We start from the raw sequence: 18554 nt of genomic DNA on the forward strand, positions 1-18554 counted from the left end.
AACAGCTGGAGGAACAGCTGGAGGTGATATTTAAGCAGCTGAATGTATCCGACGGGGAGGCAGCAAAAGCTTCCATTGATCAGCAGCTGGAAGCCCTTGGAAAGACTGGGGATGAGATTCGCACGGCGAAGGCAAAGCTGCATGATGCGCGCGCTCAGCTGAAGGTGCAGCAGCAGGAGATGGAGAATGCCAAGGCCCAGGTGGAGGCAGGCAAGGTGCAGGCCAGCGATGCCCTGGCGGCTTTAAATACGCAGAAAATTATTGCAACTATTGATATGAGCGTGGCCGCCTCTAAAATAGATGCCGGTACCAGCCAGATCGATCAGGCCCAGACCCAGCTTGACGCAGGAAAAGAGCAGCTGGATGATGCCAAAGAGAGTGCAATGGAGGGTAGTGATCTGAACGATATCCTTACCCTGGATATGCTGAAGGGAATTCTGGCAGGGGAGAACTTTGCCATGCCTGCGGGGTATGTGGCGGAAGACGGTATCAGCTATCTGGTGCGGGTAGGAGACAAATTAGAAAATCTGGGAGAACTGGAGGATCTGGTGATTCTGGATATGGGGCTGGACGGTCTAAAACCAATACACCTGTCAGATGTAGCAGATGTGGCGGTGACAGATAATTCATCTGAAGTTTATGCAAAGATTAACGGACAGCCGGGGGTTATGCTTTCTGTGGAGAAACAGACAGAGTATTCTACCGGGGATGTCACAGACCGTATTCTGGACAAATTTGAACAGCTGAAGTCAGAAAATGAGGAACTGGAAGTTACCGTTCTGATGGATCAGGGTGTATATATTGACATGGTAGTGGATTCTGTCCTGCAGAATATGATATACGGGGGAATTCTGGCAATTCTAATCCTTTTCCTTTTCCTGAGGAATATACGTCCTACGTTAGTAATTGCCTGTTCTATCCCCATCAGTGTTGTCACGGCTGTGGTATTGATGTATTTCAGCGGTGTGACTCTGAATGTTATCTCACTGTCGGGATTGGCCCTCGGAATTGGCATGCTGGTAGATAACTCCATAGTTGTAATTGAGAATATCTACCGTATGCGGAGTGAAGGAGTGCCGGGGAAAAAAGCAGCCATAGAGGGAGCAAAAGAGGTGGCGGGTGCCATTACGGCGTCTACTCTTACTACTGTCTGTGTATTTGCTCCTATTGTATTTACAGAGGGAATTACCCGGCAGCTGTTTGTGGATATGGGTCTTACCATTGCATATTCCCTTGCGGCCAGTCTGGTGGTTGCACTGACTCTGGTGCCTATGATGTCTGCAGGTCTGCTGAGGAAGACTGTGATAAAGCCTTCCAAAAAGCTGGATAGGGTCAGGGATGCCTATGGTCAGCTCATAGACTGGGCCTTGTCTCATAAAGCTGTTGTCCTGCTTGCGGCAGTCCTTATGTTTGCCGGAAGTATGGTTCTGGAAATCCGGCAGGGAACTTCATTTATGCCAGAGATGGAGAGCACAGAGGCATCGCTTTCAGTTACTACAGAAAAGGGGACTTCTTTTGAGGATACTACAAGGATAGCGGATGAGGTGCTTGAAAAGATTCAGGATATTGAGGATATAGAAACCATAGGTGCTATGGCAGGGGGCTCCACCATGTCATTAGGCAGTTCCGATAACTCAGTACAGATTTATCTTATTCTGAAAGAGGATAAGAAGCTGGACAGCAATCAGCTGGAGAAGGAAATTCTGAAGCGCACGAAGGGGATTGATGCTGAAGTGGCGGTTACCACCTCCTCCATGGATATGAGTGCTATGGGAGGATCGGGGATTAATATTCAGATCAAAGGAAAGGAGCTTGACACCCTACAGACTCTGGCCACAGGGCTGGCAGGAAAAATAGAAAACGTAAAGGGGCTGCAGAATATCTCCGACGGTATGGAAGATACCGATGCGGAATACCGGATTGTGGTAAATAAAGAGAGGGCTATGGAACATAAGCTTACAGTCGCTCAGGTATTCCAGGCGATTAATGCAAAGCTTGCGGATCCTTCTTCGGCGACTACCCTGTCAACCGCTACAAAGGATTATGGCGTATACCTGGAGAAAGATACAGATGAGAAGCTGACAAGAGAAGATATTGCAGACATTACAATATCCGTGACTAACAATGAGGGAGAGAAGGAAGATATACGGATCGGCGATATCGCAGATTTCCAGCGGGCTGTCGGTCCCCAGGCGATTACCAGAAACGGGCAGTCCCGCTATATGTCTGTCACTGCGGAGATAGACGGAGACCACAACATAGGGCTCGTCAGCGATGAAGTTCAGAAAATTCTGGATCATTATGAGCTGCCGGAGGGCTATACCGCAGAGATGAAAGGAGAAGATGAAACCATTAATGATGCCATGGAACAGCTGATTCTTATGCTGCTCCTTGCGCTGGTCTTTATGTACCTGATTATGGTGGCTCAGTTCCAGTCTCTTTTATCACCCTTCATTATTATGTTTACGGTGCCATTGGCATTTACTGGAGGGTTCCTTGGACTTTTAGTATCAGGAAAAGAGATCAGCGTAATAGCTATGATAGGATTTGTAATGCTGTCAGGTATCATAGTGAATAATGGTATTGTGCTGGTCGACTATATTAATCAGCTGAGGAAGGAGGGAATGCCAAAGAGAGAGGCCATTATTGCGGCAGGCAAATCCAGGCTTCGCCCAATAGTTATGACTGCACTGACCACAATCCTTGGTCTGACCACAATGGCTATGGGTCTGGGAATGGGCGGCGATATGGTGCAGCCGATGGCAATTGTTACCATAGGGGGACTGCTCTACGGTACTTTCCTGACACTCTTTGTAGTGCCATGTATCTATTCGATTTTTAACAGAAAAAATTATAAAAAAGATGAAGCAAGATTGCAGGAGGATGAGGGGAATGAAGCAATCGCAGAGTCCGTGTAAAAATAGAAACGAAAAAGTGTTATCTCTCTATCAGGCCGTTATAGACCTGATAGAGGAGGATGCAGATATCAATGGAATGAAAGTGGCGGATATCACAAACAGGGCAGGGATCGGCAAAGGAACTGCTTATGAGTATTTCAGCAGCAAAGAAGAAATGATTGTGGAAGCCCTCATGTATGACATGGAACGTCAGCTGCGGCAGATATACGAGCTCCTGTTGGCAAAAAACTCTCTGAAGGAAAAGATCTACGGAGTTTTTGAATGGCTGGAGAGCAGCTTTGGAAAAAGAAGCACCACTCAATTTTACAAAATAACCAGTAATTCCTATGAAATTCATAACTCACTCCATCAGGAATTCATCAAGGAAAAAGGCAACTGCCGGCTTATGGACAGCATTCTCAATTTAATTATAGACCAGGGGAAAAAGGAAGGGCGTATCCGGAAAGAAATTCCAGTGACCCATGTGTATATGATATTCGTATCTAACTTTATCAGCTTCTTTATTTTCCTGGGACATGAGGAACAGATAGAGGATGTGAACAGGGAAAGTACAAAAGAATTTCTGTACCAAAATATGATGAAAAGCCTTAATTAGGGACAGGGCAAGATGAATTTGGGACAGGCCGGATCGATTTGGGGACGTGTTCTTTCTAGAAAGAACACGTCCCCTTTTGGAAATCAAGCTTTGTTATCGCTTCCTAATACATTGGTAATCTTATGAGCTACTAATGATTTAACATTAGCGCGTCCTACTTTCAGGTATTCTCTTGGATCGAATGCAGCAGGATTGTTCCATAATACTTCACGTACTCCAGCTGTCATTGCCAGACGAAGGTCTGAATCAATGTTGATCTTACAAACAGCAGAGCGTGCTGCCTGACGAAGCATATCTTCCGGGATACCGATAGCGTCTGCTAAGTTACCGCCGTTCTCCTGAATGATTTTTACGTATTCCTGAGATACGGAAGATGCGCCGTGAAGTACGATTGGGAAGTTTGGAAGACGTTTTGTGATCTCTTCTAAAATGTCGAAACGAAGCATTGGCTTCTGGCCTGGTTTGAATTTGAATGCGCCGTGGCTTGTTCCAATAGCGATTGCCAGGGAATCAACGCCTGTGCGGGAAACGAATTCTTCTACTTCGTCCGGATGTGTATAAGCTGCATCTGCATCAGATACTTTAACATCATCTTCCACGCCTGCTAATTTTCCAAGTTCACCTTCAACTACGACACCTTTTGAGTGAGCGTATTCAACAACCTTCTTAGTTACAGCGATATTGTCTTCAAAAGAGTGATGTGAACCATCAATCATAACGGAGGTAAATCCGCCGTCGATACAGGATTTGCAGATTTCGAAGTCTGCGCCGTGATCTAAGTGAAGAGCGATGGGAATATCATTCTCGATCAAAGCAGCTTCTACTAATTTTACAAGGTAGGTATGGTTAGCATATTTTCTGGCGCCTGCGGATACCTGAAGGATCAGTGGGGAATTTAATTCTCCGGCAGCTTCTGTGATACCCTGTACGATTTCCATGTTGTTTACGTTAAATGCACCGATTGCATAGCCTCCTTCGTAGGCTTTTTTAAACATTTCGGTTGTGGTTACTAATGCCATTGGTATTCATCCTTTCTTTGAATAAATTTATATCAGGCAGCTGCATATTTGCCATGTGTCAGCTGCTTGGTAACGTATCTGTACGAATAATTATTTGCGGGAAACGAAAGCAGGAAGTCCGTCTGTACCAACAGGAACTTCAACGCTGCCCTGCACTAACGGAAGGGCATAGCGAATGAACTCTTCACTTACGTTTGAACCGTCATCGGTAATCCATGACAGAGGTACGGTTTTTTCTTCATTACAAATCTGATTCACGTCTTCCAGCCCGTATGCGATTGCGTATGGAAGATCGCTTTTTCTCACGTAAGATATCATCTTACCGGTTTCACCTTTTAATGCCGCGCGTACGCCGAATTCTCCGGCCCCGATTGCCTCTTTTTGGTCAGTTCCTGACATCATAGAAGAAGAACAGCGCTGGCAAACATTAAGTTCTACAGAACGTGCCTTTACGCCAAGTTTGTTTTTTACTAAGTTTTCCAGATATTTGCCGCAGCCTGCCAGCATCTTATGGCCGAAACTGTCAACACCAACGTTGTTATCCAGCTCACAGATAAAGGTGCCTTTGCCATCGTTAATTCCTTCGGAAACACAGACGATAACATTTGGATTCTTCTCCAGGCATTCCTCAACTTTGGCTAAAAATTTATCTACATCGAATGCAACTTCGGGGAGGTAAATCAGGAGAGGGTTGTCACCCACAAATTTCCTTGCAAGTACACTGGCTGCTGTCAGCCATCCTGCATGGCGTCCCATAATCTCTACAATTGTAACGGACTTCTTTTCATAAACGTTCGCGTCAATTACAATCTCGCGAACAGTAGATGCCACATATTTTGCAGCACTTCCGAATCCAGGCGTATGATCTGTCATCACCAGGTCGTTGTCTACAGTCTTTGGCTCACCCATCACCCGGATATCGCTTCCGATCTGTGCAGCATAGCGGGAAAGCTTGCTTACCGTATCCATGGAATCATTTCCGCCGATATAGAATACATATCCAATATTCATTTCTTCGAACTTTTTGAACAGTTCAGGATATACAGGATCTTCCAGACTTTCCGGCAGTTTATATCTGCAGGAACCAAGATATGCGCCAGGAGTAGTGGTCAGACCTTTTAAGGATTCGCCTGGTAACGCTTCTGCAAAATCCAGAACTGTACCGGCTAAGAAACCTTCAATGCCATTGACCATACCATATACATGATCGATTTTGTCACCATGACGGAAGGCTTCGGAAACAACGCCGTAGAGACTGCAGTTGATAACTGCAGTAGGTCCTCCAGACTGGCCTACGATTAAATTCTTGCTACCCATACTTTTAACATTGCATGACTTTTATGTATTAGAGTGGTAGTGTCATGCACTCCTTTCTATAAAATTTGTTATAATTATAACATATAAATATTGTTTGTGCACGAAAAAAGCAAGATTTATACAATTTTGTTTTGGAAAAAATGCAGTCCCCAGTAATCATAGGAAAGAGATTTCTTATTTTAAAATGCCGTGGTATAATTTTAAGAAACAGGAGGGAAGAATTTATGATCAAACCATCAAAACTGCTCCTTGCCAATTTGCCCACCCCGATTATGGTCCCTGAGGGTTTGAGCTACTCAAGGGCTCACACAAAATTATATATAAAGCGTGATGATTTCACCGGCTTTGAAATGAGCGGAAATAAGGTAAGAAAGCTGGAATATGCCTTAAAACAAGGGATTGAGAGTGGTGCGGAGGTTTTTATTACCTGCGGCGGGATACAATCGAATCATGCCAGGGCTACAGCCGCGGCTGCCGCCCGTCTGGGAAAAAGAACACATTTGGTTCTTAAAGGTGAGCCAAAAGATCCGGAAGGGAATTATTTTCTGGACATACTTTTCGGAGCAAAGGTGACATTTATCTCTGAAGAGGCGTATGTTTCACGGAGAAATGAGATTATGGAAGAGATAAAAAGGAGGTATGAAGAGCAAGATTGCAAAGGTTATGTCCTCCCTGAGGGTGCATCCAATGGGATCGGGATGTATGGCTATTTTCAGGCATTTGAGGAAATTTTAGAACAGGAGAAGGAGATGGGGGTTACTTTTGATGCCATCTGTGTCACCGACGGATCCGGCGGGACGTACGCAGGGCTCTATGCTGCAAATGAATACTACGAAAGCAAAAAGAAGATTATTGGTTTTAACATCTATGACAAGAATGCTGACGGAAGAAAAAGGGTTGGAGATATTATCAGGGAGGGAATGGAACTTGCTGAATTCGGCAAAGAGATATCCATGGATCAGGTGTGTATTGCGTATGATTATGTAGGCGATGGGTATGGAGTTGCGTCGGATGAGGTCATTGCATTTATAGCAAAAACCGCCAGAGAGACTGGTATGGTTCTGGATCCGGTATATACGGGAAAGGCTATGCATGGAATGATAACAGAAATCAACAGGGAAAATCCCTTGCTGTACGGAAATGTATTGTTTATACATACAGGCGGAGAGTTTGGGACCTTTCCCCATAAGGATAGGTTTATATGACAGGACAAAAGATGGATTTTTATGAAAGAGTGGGGATTGTATGCAGAAGAATTCCTTATGGAAAAGTAGCGACCTATGGACAGATTGCCATGCTGTGCGGCAAACCTAACAACTCCCGTCAGGTGGGCTATGCACTGAACCGGTCGTTGTCAGGTGAGGTGCCCGCACACAGGGTGGTAAATCATAAGGGCTATCTGTCCGGGGCAAGTGCCTTTTTTGACAGCGGGATGCAGCGCAGGATGCTGGAATCAGAAGGGGTGCAGGTGGGAGAGGAGAATAGAGTGGAGCTTAAGGTGTTTGGATGGAGGCATACACTGGAGGACGCTCTGGAATTCAGAAGATTGTTTGGGGATGAATAACTGGTTATAAAAGAGTGAAAAGCAGCCTGACGTCATCTTATCTTCCGGGTATGCATATACATAGATGGAGCAGACAAGGGAGTATAGGATATGTAATGGCAGAGTTAATTAAAAATGCAGTACACGGCCTGAATGGATTTATATGGGGGCCGGGGATGCTGGTAATGTTTTTGACGGTTGGGATTCTGTTTACTGTGCGTACAGGATTTTTTCAATTCACGCATATCAGGCTGTGGATGGGACGGACAATTGTTGCCCTTTTTCGTAATCGTAATGTACGAAAAACAGATGATGAGCATGCCATTTCTCAGTTTCAGTCTTTCTGCACAGCACTGGCGGCCACACTGGGAACGGGAAACATTACAGGGGTGGCAACTGCCATAATTGCAGGAGGTCCGGGAGCAATTTTCTGGATGTGGGTCTCTGCGCTGTTAGGTATGATGACGAATTTTGCAGAGAACATTCTGGGAATCCGCTATCGGAGAAAAAACTCAAAGGGAGAGTGGACGGGCGGGGCGATGCTGTATATAGAAAAGGGGCTCCACTGCCCATGGCTGGCTGCAGCGTTTGCCTTTTTATGTATTCTGGCTTCCTTGGGAATGGGAAATATGACCCAGGCTAACTCAATGGCTGTGGGGCTGAAAGAGGCCTTCTCAGTTCCGCCGGTTCTGACAGGAGTGCTCTCAATGGCTGCTGTTGGACTGGTGCTGCTCGGAGGTGTGAAACGCCTGGCAAAGGTAACGGAAAAAGTTGTGCCTTTTATGGCTGTCTTCTATCTGGCAGGCGGTATTTTTGTTCTGGCTGTTCATTGGAGAAATATTCCCCAGGCGTTTTCTACAATACTGACAGAGGCATTTCAGCTGCGGTCCGTGGGCGGCGGCGTACTGGGGTATGGAATGCGTCAGGCCATGAAGATGGGAATTGCCAGGGGAATTTTTTCCAATGAGGCAGGTCTTGGATCCTCTGTGATGGCTCATATTGCATCTGATGTAAAGGAACCGGTGGTACAGGGGATGTGGGGAATCTTTGAGGTGTTTGCGGATACCGTGGTTGTGTGTACAATTACAGCTCTGGTAATACTTACATCCGGGGTATATGACAAAGCCCAGTGTCTCTCGAACATTGTAAATGGCATTGAAAACATTGACGGTACGACATTGACGGGGCTGGCTTTTGAGACAGCGATTCCAGGCGGGAGCAAGTTTATGGCAGCTGCAATCGTGCTGTTTGCCTTTGCTACCATTGTGGGCTGGTCATATTTTGGCGTGCAGGCAGTGACCTATCTCCTGGGAGAAAGATACATTCGTTTTTACAAGCTTCTTTACATACTGGTGATTCTTCCGGGTTGTGTCACTGCTCCGGGATTTATCTGGGAGCTTGCGGATACCATGAACGGATGCATGGCGATCCCCAACCTGATTGCGATCACCCTATTAAGCGGGGAGGTGACAGCAGCTACCAGAAAATATCTGAACACGGTCCAGAAAGAACAGGATAGTGCATAAAATTAATAACGTGTCTATCGAACGAAGGTGTTCTCTGGCATGGGTTTTACGTTTGCGCCGATGAGTGATATAGAGGGCAGGGAGCCCGGGGAGTTCCGTATGCTGTCTGGTGATGGACTTATCAATAAAGCTATTGATAACCTTGTAAGTTTTAAGTTGTTTCTGTGACAATAATATTTTACCTTCTTTCTTAACTATTATAGATTACACAAAAGTGATATTTTCATAAGTGGATCCTAAGGTGACATTATCACAAGTTAACAACATAGCCTTTTGCGGATCTCTTGACAGTCTGAAACCGTTATGCTATATTACAAGCAATATAAGAAAGAACGAGGTATCTGCAGGAAAATGAGAATGTAAGGTCTGAACAACAAGCAAACAACAGGAAACTTTGTAATGAAAAGGGTAGATGCCCTTTTATTTGTTTTGCTCTGTTCAGCACCGGATTTTTCTTGCAGGTATTTTTGCGGGTATAGTTAGATACCGGCATTCTATTTGTGTGCAAAAATCTTTCCTGGACAGAGCGTTTAGGAGGGATTTTTTTGTTATTAGAAGCACATAATCTGGAAAAGGGATACGGAATACAGAAATTATTTTCTATTGATAAATTAGAAATCGGAGAAAACGACAGAATTGGCCTGGTAGGAGCCAACGGATGCGGAAAAAGTACGCTTCTCAAAATTCTCAGCGGACAGACAGAGGCCGATGCCGGTACTATTAAAGCATCGTGCAGTATTGCTTATATTACTCAGGAGCAGGAGACGGAAGGGGATACCAGCGCTTACCTTCTAAGCCGTATGAACCTTAAAGATTCTGCCTGCAAGAGCGGAGGAGAAAAGACAAGGCTGGCCATTGCGGCGGCATTTTCCCGGGAGACAAAGCTTTTATTTGCAGATGAACCGACAACGAATCTGGATGTAAAGGGAATTGAAACTCTGGAAAAAATGCTGAAGGGTTTTAAAGGTGCGTTTGTATTGGTATCCCATGACAGATACCTTCTGGACCAGGTATGTGATACCATCTGGGAGATTGGGGACGAAGAGCTGCGGGTCTTTCCGGGGAATTTTACCGCTTGGTTTGAACAGAAAAACAGAGAGCGTGAATACGCTCTGTTTGAATATGAACAGTACCAGACAGAGAAAAAACACCTGGAATCAGCCATGCATCAGATTAAACATGAGGCGGAGGGGATGAGAAGGCCGCCGAAACGAATGGGCAGCAGTGAATGGATTCTGTACAAGGGCACAGCTGCAATTCAGCAGGGACATGTGCAGAACAGGGGCAAGGCAATAGAAAAAAGGCTGGATAAACTGGAAAAGAAAGAAAAGCCAAAAGACTTGCCCAAAATATCCATGAAAATGGGGGCGGAGTATCCTATGGAGGGAAAAAATGCTCTCACAGCAGAGCACATTAAAATCGCTTATGGGAAAGCTACGATCATAAAAGATGCCGGTTTCAAAATAGCAGCTAACAAATGTACGGTCATGATGGGTCCAAATGGCACAGGAAAAACTTCTGTGCTCAGAAAAATAATCGAACAGGACCCGGCTGTACGCCTCTCCCCGCAAGCCAGGCTGGGGTATTTTGCCCAGGAGCATGAAACTTTGGATCCGGATAGAACCGTACTGCAGAATGTCCGGTCTACGTCCAGCCAAAAGGAGTCTGTAATCAGGGCCATACTTGCTAACCTGTATCTGACATCCAGGGATATAGAAAAACCAGTGTCTGTACTCTCCGGGGGAGAACGGGCAAAGGTGATGCTGGCAAAGCTGCTGGCCTCAGATGCTAACTTTTTAATTCTGGACGAACCCACCAATCACATTGATATGTATACCGCAGAGGCCCTGGAAGCCTTGTTAAAACAGTGGAAGGGAACATTGCTGCTCGTAACCCATGACAGACGTCTTGCTCAGGAAGCAGGGGAACGTTTTCTGTTTTTCGAAAAGGGTGAGATACGGACATTTGAAGGCAATTGGAAAGAGTACGAGACTTCTAAAGAAAGGATGGAAAAGCCGGGGGATTCTGCGGAACTGCAAAGGACGCTGCTGAATATGAAAATGATGGAACTGACTGCCAGAGTAAGTTCGCCAAAGAAAGGGGAGCGGGTAGAGCAGATCAGAGAGGAACTGGAGAGAGTGACGGAGGAATATTATCGATTGGGGAAATAATTGGTATTTAATGCAATTACTTGGACTACGGCTCAAGGTGATCTAAGTCGGTAAGTATGAGGCGGCCGGGGGACGGTGAGAGAAATCCTGCGGCGGCGGGCTGGCTGGTTCGGGCGAGAGGAAGGCTTAAGTTCCGGGGACACCTCCGTCGCGAAGAGAGTCTAAGACAAAACCGGAATCCCCGTCGGAGCACCGTTCGTATGTGCAAAGAATGCTTGATGTGCATTCTCTGCCCATGCTCACTTTTTTCCGGCCTGGACTGCCGCAAAAATCTCCAGCGAGAATCCCGGTTTTGCCTAAGACTCTCTAGTCACTCCTGCGGAATCGTCCGCGGAACTTAAGCCTTCCTCCTGCCCGAACCAGCCAGCTCTCTGCAGCAGGATTCCTCTCGCCTGGGTATAGGGAGTTCCAGGGGGAGGTTTTTGGCAGTTTATCCAAAACATCAAGCGGACAATAGTGCGGAACAAGAGGAAAAGTGTACAACTCTCGACCTTCCCCACCCGTTTTCCGTGAATGTGAAGTGAGTCTCTGCCAGGATATAGGAGGGAGCACCGGGGAGACAGGGCCAGGCCAGGGGCCGGGGGATAGGGACCAGTCAGGGAGGTTAAGCGGAGTGAGCCGAAGATCCAGTCCACCAGCTGATTAACGAGGAAGGCTCTCCTGATGAGTTTAGCAGCTGGTAGGACTTAGCTTAGGGGAACGGAGCCTCGAGCTGACTGGTCCCTATCCCCCGGCCCCTGGCCTGGCCCTGTCTCCCCGGTGCTCCCTCCTATATCCGTCCGTCTGCGATGCGCTCGCCGACTACATAACCCCGAGCTTCACATACACAAAACTATAATTTGATCAATAAACCTTAAAATGATATAATGACCCACATACGAGTTCCGGGCATATCTGCCCGAAGGATAACAGAATTTGAAAAGTTTGGAGGAACAGATAATGAAGATCAGAGATATAAAACCCCAGGACAGAGAAGTTGTCTGGGATATGGTGAATAATTTCTATACAGGAACAGGGGCTTGCCTGCATCCGCTGGAGAGGGAGAATTTTGAGAAAACCTTTGAGGAGTGTCTGAAGGAAGAAAAGACCTATGCCAGGATGCTGGTGATAGAAGGCGAGGATGGTCTCTGCGGATATTGTATTCTGGCGTTTACCTGGAGCAATGAAGCCGGGGGGATGGTGGTCTGGGTAGAGGAATTATATTTTACGGCTCAGGCCAGAGGAAAAGGATATGGAAAAAAGGTGTTTCAATGGCTGGAAAAGGAGTATTCCGGAGCAAAGAGGTTCCGTCTGGAGGCCACGGCTGAGAATCAGGGTGCTATTAAGCTTTATCAAAGACTTGGATATGAAGAACTGGATTACTATCAGATGATAAAAGAATAAGAGAATACAAATGCCAGGCAGTGTGAAACGCCTGGCATTTGCTGTGTGTGAGAAATCTAATGAGAAAGAGCAATCAGCCGTTTCACATCAGGGACTGCTGAAAGAATCGGGAAGAGGATAGCCGCTATGATAAGCCCCCCGCATCCCTGAATCAGGTTGGCCGGAAGGCTGGCAAGGGCACCGGCGGGGCTGTAGAGGAAGGCCTCACAGAGTCCATATCCTCCTGCAACCAGAATTATATCAATGATGCCTCCGGCGATCACTCCGGCAAACTGGTGCTTTCCTTTGTGTGAAATCTTTTTGAAGGCATATCCGCTAAGCATGGCAACTAAGGCTTTGATTATGAACGTAATAGGAACATAGATAAAATATCCGCCCAAAAGATCAGACATTGCAGAACCCAGACCGGCGGCCAGTGCTCCATATACCGGGCCAAGGATAATTCCGGAGAGGATTACAATGGCATCTCCGGGATGTATATACCCGTTGGTTCCAGGGGTGGGGATGCGGATAGACATGGTGGCAACACAGGCAAGTGCTGCAAAAAGTGCAGTCATCACAATTCTCTTTGTATTTATCTTCATTAAAATACTCCCTTTCTGTTTCTTACTTATAAAATACTATACCGGATAAATGGACTGATTAAAATAGCCAGTTTTGTCAAAAATAGCCATACCAGATTGGGCGAGACTGTGAAAAAAATCTTTCTTGTTGTCGCAGACAGCATCTTCCTTTCCGCCGTAGTGTGATCCCCCGGAGGGTTTTTTATTACATAGGGAACGAAGTTTTCTATGTAATAAAAAAGCGGTATACAAAAAAACAGAAGTTTTTTCATATACCGCCGGGGGTATCATAACAATGTGAAATAAGCGCTAACGGAACGTCAGAGAGGTATCTGACATGGATTCTATAATAGCCAGGGATTCCAGACGGATTCCCATGTCACGGATCTGCTGGCCGCCGTCCTGAAAGCCTTTTTCGATCACAATTCCGGCCCCTTCCAGGGTAGCACCGGCGCTTTGGACAATCTCAATCAGTCCGAGAAGGGCACAGCCGTTGGCCAGAAAATCATCGATAATCAAAACATGATCCTCGGCGCTGAGAAACTTTTTGGAGAGAATGACATCATACACCTTTTTGTGGGTATATGATTCTACCTTAGTAGTATACATATCTCCGTCCAGATTCAGGCTCTGGGCCTTTTTGGCAAATACAACCGGAACATTAAAATATTGAGCTGCGATACAGGCAATCCCAATGCCGGAAGCCTCTATCGTAAGAATTTTGGTAATGGGAACATCAGAAAAACGTCTTTTGAATTCCTTGCCCAGTTCATTGATAAAGGGGATATCCATTTGATGGTTCAGAAAGCTGTCTACCTTAAGAATATTTCCCGGTTTTACCGTTCCATCTTTCAGAATACGTTCTTTTAAAAGCTGCATATCTTTATTTCCTCCCAGAATAGATTACATCTATGATACGACATAATTTGACAGCTGGCAATTCCTTTCCTAAAAAAATACTAAAATATAATAAAAGTAGATCGAGAAAAAGGAAAAGTGTGATATAATATATAAGCTATGGGCAGCAGTGCCACAGGAGAAAGTAAAGGAGAACGGAACCTTGAAGGAATATGAAGCTGTATGGGAGATTTTTAATCTGTGTTCCGGCAATCAGATGCGGGACGTTTTTTTTGAAGAAATCGCGGTTGAGAATCTGGATCAATATATAGAAGAGAAATTTCAGGGAGAAGAACACTTCGTTTATGAAAAAAGTGTACTGGAGGACGGGAGCATAGTATATGACATTATGACCTCCAAGATTAAACAGAGATATACTTTTACAGAAATCTAAGGAGGACGTATGGAAGAGCAGAAGCATACACATACTCACATTATGGAAGATGGAACAGTGGTAGAGCATACCCATGGGGGAGCTCACTCACACGGATCCGGCGGCCATACGCACAGCCATGAGCATACCAAGGCAGTGCTGAACCGACTTTCCAGAGCAATCGGACATCTGGAATCCATACGGCGTATGGTGGAGGACGGCAGAGACTGCAGCGAGGTGCTGATACAGCTTTCCGCAGTCAAAGCAGCGATCAATAATACAGGAAAAGTGATTCTTCAGGATCATATTGAGCATTGCATCGTAGATGCGGTGGAAAGCGGGGATCATGAAGCCCTGGAAGAATTGAACAAAGCGATCGACCGGTTTATGAAATAAGGCCGTATAATAAACATAAGGAAAGAAAAGGAGAGTAAAAAGTCATGAGCAGAGACTGCAGCAGCACAACATGTACAAAAGAGAGTTGTGAAGGATGTAAAAGCAAAGAAAAAGGAACAGGGATTTCAAAGGAAATGGCCAATGGATACTCTGAAATTAAAAAGGTAATCGGAGTTGTCAGCGGAAAAGGAGGGGTAGGAAAGTCATTTGTGACTGCTTCCCTGGCCAATCAGATGGCAGCAAAGGGCTACAGGGTAGGAATTATGGATGCGGATATAACAGGTCCGTCCATTCCTAAAATGTATGGCCTGAAAGGTGCGGCACAGGCAGATGATCAGGGAATCTACCCTATGATTACAGAAAACGATATTAAAATTATGTCAGTGAACCTGCTGCTTCCCAAGGAAGATGCGCCTGTAATCTGGAGAGGACCGGTAATCTCGAATATGGTTAAACAGTTCTGGACAGATGTTATCTGGGGCGAACTGGATTATCTGTTTATTGATATGCCGCCGGGAACCGGGGATGTCCCCCTCACAGTTTTCCAGTCACTTCCTATTGAAGGTGTATTCATTGTTACTTCTCCCCAGGAGCTGGTGCACATGATCGTAAAGAAGGCTTACAATATGGCAGACATGATGCATGTGCCGGTATTCGGTGTTGTGGAGAACTACAGCTATGTGAAATGTCCGGACTGCGGAAAAGAATTTAAGATATTTGGGGACAGCCATATCGAAGAGGTGGCAGCAGAGCTGAATGTGCCTCTGGTGGGAAAGATGCCCATCGATACTTCTTTTGCGGAGGCGGCTGATGCAGGGACCTTCGGACAGATCGATAATACCTACCTGAAAGATGCCTACACGTATCTACCAAAAGCTTTAGAAGAATAAATACTGCGTAAAATATGACAAAATATTACTGGATAAATTAGGTAAAAGGTGTTAATAAATTAACAATCCATAACTCCCCAGATGGACTGCTGTAAAAATTGGTGAAAAAAAACTGGGAGGATCCAGTATTTAAAGAAAAATTTCATAAAAGTCCGAAATGCAGGGGATGTCAGTCGTCATACCTTTCGGTTGACAAATTCTGGAACAAGTGCAATAATACAGAAGAAAAAATTTATATGTGTTATTTGTATGAAAGGGTGATAACTATGATAGAACGTCAGATTAAGTTACCAGCCACTGAGGATGTAAAAGAATTTGTGACAGAAGCCAGCAGGTGCGATTTTGATATTGATGTTTTTTACAACCGCGTGGTAATTGATGCAAAATCAATTTTGGGTGTATTCAGCATGGATTTGACTCGCGTATTGACCGTAAAGTGCTTTGGACGTGACGAAAAGTTTTTGAATTTCTTGAATAAATATGCAGTAGCATAAAAGACAGGAGAAGAACAGGCGCAGGACAATGGATTGTCTTGCGCCTGTTTGCGCTATAGATGATATGGAAGAAAAGACAATTATAAAATTATCCGTCCGAAATCTGGTTGAGTTTATACTTCGCAGCGGCAGTCTGGACAACAGAGTGGGAAGCGGAACAGACCGCGAGGCCATGCAGAAGGGAAGCCGTCTGCACCGGAAGATACAAAAGCAGATGAAGGCATCCTACCGCCCGGAGGTCCCGTTAACCTATGAAAAGGAATATAAGGAATTTATCATAAAGTTGGAGGGAAGGGCCGACGGAATCTGCGAAGAGGAACATGAGGTGCTGATTGACGAGATCAAGGGGGTTTATCTTGACCTCTCTCTTCTGACTGCACCTGTGGAAGTCCATCGCGCCCAGGCCATGTGTTATGGGTATATTTACGGAAGCCAGAAGCGTCTGGAGGCTGTCACCATTCAGATGACGTACTGCCATCTGGAATCTGAAAATATCAAACGTTTTCAGGAGAAGATCTCTCTGAGAGAGCTGACGGAGTGGTTTGAGGAGCTTTTGGAGCAATATTATAAATGGGCGGACTTTCAGTACAGGCGCAAAAAAATACGCAGAGAGTCTATGGAGCACCTGGAATTTCCCTTTCCTTACAGAGAAGGACAAAGGGAGCTGGTGGCGGGTGTGTACCGCACCATACACCATAAGCGGCAGCTGTTTATTCAGGCTCCCACAGGGGTGGGGAAAACTATGTCAGCTATTTTTCCTGCGGTGCGTGCTGTGGGTGAGGGGTATGGAGACAAGATTTTTTATCTTACAGCTAAAACCATAACAAGGACTGTGGCAGAAGAGGCTTTTGCCATTTTGAAGGCTCATGGATTATCCTATAAGACAATTACCATTACCGCAAAAGAAAAGCTCTGCCTCTGCGAAGAAATGAACTGCAATCCGGAGCACTGCCCTTATGCGGACGGTCATTTTGACAGAGTAAATGATGCGGTGTTTGCGCTTTTGGGGGAGGATAAGCCCTACAGCCGGGAAGTGCTGGAGGAACATGCAGAAAGATGGCAGGTTTGCCCTTATGAAATGTGTCTGGATACTGCCTCCTGGGTGGATGGGATTATTTGCGATTATAATTACGTATTCGATCCCAATGTACACCTCCGGCGTTTTTTTGGAGAGGGGATGAAGGGAGACTATCTTTTTCTGATCGATGAGGCCCACAATCTGGTAGAGAGGGGACGTAAGATGTACAGCGCCTGCCTGTATAAAGAAGATTTTCTGGAAGTAAAGAGAATTGTGAAAGGACAGGGCAAAAAGCTGGAGAGGCTTCTGGGAAAATGCAGCAAAGAGCTCCTGGAATATAAAAAGGAATGCGAAACCTACGAAGTGCTGCCCAATCTTGGGACCTTTTCCATTAGTCTTATGAATCTGCTGGGGGAGATGGAAAATTTTCTGGAGGAGGCTCATAAAGAAGAAATCAGCCGTGCTGTTCTGGAATTGTCTTTTCAGGTGAGGCACTTTCTGAATATGTATGATCTGCTGGACGAGAACTATGTGATCTACTGCGAACGGCAGCAGGAAAGATTCTCTGTGAATCTTTTCTGTGTCAATCCTGCGGCGAACCTTCAAAACTGTCTGAACAAAGGAAACAGCGCTGTTTTCTTTTCTGCAACTCTTCTTCCCCTGGCATACTACAGGAGCCTGTTCAGCACCCGGGAGGATGACTATGCCATGTATGCCAAATCCCCCTTTGAGAGGGAGCGCCTTTGTCTATTGCTGGGACGGGATGTAAGCAGCCGGTATACCCGGCGTGGGTATGAGGAATACCGGAAGATAGCAGCATATATATCCTGTCTGGTCAGTGGAAGAGAAGGAAACTATATGGTGTTCTTTCCCTCATACCGGATGATGGAGGATGTATATGATATTTATCGGGAGGAGTTTGCTCATGAGTCCTGCAGGTGCATTCTTCAGGATACGGCTATGAATGAAAAGGAGAGGGAGGAATTTTTGGAGGAATTTTCCCCCGGCAATACAGGTACATTGGTTGGGTTTTGTGTTATGGGAGGCGTATTTGCCGAAGGGATTGACTTGTACGGGGAGCGACTCATAGGCGCTGTGATTGTGGGCACAGGGCTCCCCCAGGTAAGCAATGAAAGGGAAATCCTAAAGCAGTTTTATGACAAACGGGGAATCAACGGCTTTGACTATGCCTACCGTTATCCAGGCATGAACAAAGTTCTTCAGTCTGCAGGACGGGTAATTCGTACCGTTGAAGACAGAGGGATTGTACTGCTTCTGGACGAACGGTTTCTTCAGTCAGAGTACCGTCAGCTCTTTCCGCCGGAGTGGGAGGGGTACAAAGCATGCGGACTGTCGGGAGTAAAACAAGAAATACAAAAATTTTGGTCAATATACAAAAACTTTTCTTGACCATCACCAGGGTTCCAGTCTATAATGAATATATTGACGGA

Annotated in this window: 16 protein-coding genes; 12 read left to right on the top strand and 4 right to left on the bottom strand. The window is 45.6% G+C overall.

Translation table 11 applies throughout. The features are described from left to right. Positions 1 to 23: 23 nt before the first annotated feature. Together ACGHCT_RS09030 and ACGHCT_RS09035 are read left to right on the top strand one after the other, a co-directional pair. Complete coding sequence (locus ACGHCT_RS09030) at positions 24 to 2918, top strand: efflux RND transporter permease subunit (protein WP_390439604.1); 2895 nt, start codon at positions 24 to 26, stop codon at positions 2916 to 2918. Beyond that, a complete protein-coding gene (locus tag ACGHCT_RS09035) occupies positions 2893 to 3513 on the top strand; it encodes a TetR/AcrR family transcriptional regulator (protein ID WP_390439606.1) in 621 nt (206 codons plus the stop codon). Before ACGHCT_RS09030 ends, ACGHCT_RS09035 begins: the two co-directional genes overlap by 26 nt. Before the next feature lie 83 nt (positions 3514 to 3596). On the opposite strand, the gene fba is transcribed toward ACGHCT_RS09035, so the two are convergent. Both fba and ACGHCT_RS09045 read right to left on the bottom strand, forming a co-directional pair. Then, positions 3597 to 4532, bottom strand: coding sequence for a class II fructose-1,6-bisphosphate aldolase (gene fba, locus ACGHCT_RS09040; RefSeq protein ID WP_072854780.1), 936 nt, complete (start codon positions 4530 to 4532; stop codon positions 3597 to 3599). Between the two features lie 90 nt (positions 4533 to 4622). Next, on the bottom strand, positions 4623 to 5849 hold the full coding sequence (locus ACGHCT_RS09045) for a 6-phosphofructokinase (protein ID WP_072854781.1): 1227 nt from the start codon (positions 5847 to 5849) through the stop codon (positions 4623 to 4625). Positions 5850 to 6073: 224 nt separating this feature from the next. Between ACGHCT_RS09045 and ACGHCT_RS09050 the strand changes: the two genes are divergently transcribed. The 5 genes from ACGHCT_RS09050 to ACGHCT_RS09070 all read left to right on the top strand — a co-directional run bounded on the left by ACGHCT_RS09050 (position 6074) and on the right by ACGHCT_RS09070 (position 12472). After that, positions 6074 to 7054, top strand: coding sequence for a pyridoxal-phosphate dependent enzyme (locus ACGHCT_RS09050; protein WP_072854782.1), 981 nt, complete (start codon positions 6074 to 6076; stop codon positions 7052 to 7054). Then, entirely contained in the window at positions 7051 to 7413 is a 363-nt protein-coding gene (locus ACGHCT_RS09055; protein WP_341443531.1) for an MGMT family protein, read from the top strand. Before ACGHCT_RS09050 ends, ACGHCT_RS09055 begins: the two co-directional genes overlap by 4 nt. A gap of 95 nt (positions 7414 to 7508) precedes the next feature. Further along, positions 7509 to 8918, top strand: a complete 1410-nt coding sequence (locus ACGHCT_RS09060; RefSeq protein ID WP_072854783.1) for a sodium:alanine symporter family protein — start codon at positions 7509 to 7511, stop codon at positions 8916 to 8918. Between the two features lie 545 nt (positions 8919 to 9463). After that, positions 9464 to 11089, top strand: a complete 1626-nt coding sequence (gene abc-f / locus ACGHCT_RS09065; protein ID WP_390439610.1) for a ribosomal protection-like ABC-F family protein — start codon at positions 9464 to 9466, stop codon at positions 11087 to 11089. A 939-nt stretch (positions 11090 to 12028) separates the two neighbouring features. After that, on the top strand, positions 12029 to 12472 hold the full coding sequence (locus ACGHCT_RS09070; RefSeq protein ID WP_242946786.1) for a GNAT family N-acetyltransferase: 444 nt from the start codon (positions 12029 to 12031) through the stop codon (positions 12470 to 12472). Between the two features lie 56 nt (positions 12473 to 12528). Here the strand turns inward: ACGHCT_RS09070 and ACGHCT_RS09075 are convergent, their stop codons facing one another. Together ACGHCT_RS09075 and ACGHCT_RS09080 are read right to left on the bottom strand one after the other, a co-directional pair. Next, positions 12529 to 13056: an ECF transporter S component gene (locus ACGHCT_RS09075; RefSeq protein ID WP_390439614.1), complete on the bottom strand. Its 528-nt coding sequence runs from the start codon at positions 13054 to 13056 to the stop codon at positions 12529 to 12531. Positions 13057 to 13344: 288 nt separating this feature from the next. Continuing rightward, positions 13345 to 13914 (bottom strand): xanthine phosphoribosyltransferase, encoded by a 570-nt coding sequence (locus ACGHCT_RS09080; protein ID WP_154260757.1) that lies wholly within the window; start codon positions 13912 to 13914, stop codon positions 13345 to 13347. 181 nt (positions 13915 to 14095) lie between these two features. Between ACGHCT_RS09080 and ACGHCT_RS09085 the strand changes: the two genes are divergently transcribed. The 5 genes from ACGHCT_RS09085 (at position 14096) to ACGHCT_RS09105 (ending at position 18513) form a co-directional block, all read left to right on the top strand. Further along, positions 14096 to 14326 (top strand): hypothetical protein, encoded by a 231-nt coding sequence (locus tag ACGHCT_RS09085; RefSeq protein WP_154260759.1) that lies wholly within the window; start codon positions 14096 to 14098, stop codon positions 14324 to 14326. A 9-nt stretch (positions 14327 to 14335) separates the two neighbouring features. After that, on the top strand, positions 14336 to 14701 hold the full coding sequence (locus ACGHCT_RS09090) for a metal-sensing transcriptional repressor (protein ID WP_154260761.1): 366 nt from the start codon (positions 14336 to 14338) through the stop codon (positions 14699 to 14701). A gap of 44 nt (positions 14702 to 14745) precedes the next feature. Further along, positions 14746 to 15591 carry an Mrp/NBP35 family ATP-binding protein gene (locus ACGHCT_RS09095; RefSeq protein WP_154260763.1) on the top strand — a complete coding sequence of 282 codons (846 nt, stop codon included), beginning with the start codon at positions 14746 to 14748 and terminating at the stop codon, positions 15589 to 15591. 236 nt (positions 15592 to 15827) lie between these two features. Next, complete coding sequence (locus ACGHCT_RS09100; RefSeq protein WP_390439618.1) at positions 15828 to 16085, top strand: HPr family phosphocarrier protein; 258 nt, start codon at positions 15828 to 15830, stop codon at positions 16083 to 16085. A gap of 28 nt (positions 16086 to 16113) precedes the next feature. Continuing rightward, positions 16114 to 18513 (top strand): ATP-dependent DNA helicase, encoded by a 2400-nt coding sequence (locus tag ACGHCT_RS09105; protein ID WP_390439620.1) that lies wholly within the window; start codon positions 16114 to 16116, stop codon positions 18511 to 18513. The last annotated feature ends 41 nt before the right edge of the window (positions 18514 to 18554 follow it).

This window comes from Lactonifactor longoviformis (assembly GCF_042848515.1).
GTDB lineage: Bacteria > Bacillota > Clostridia > Lachnospirales > Lachnospiraceae > Lactonifactor > Lactonifactor longoviformis.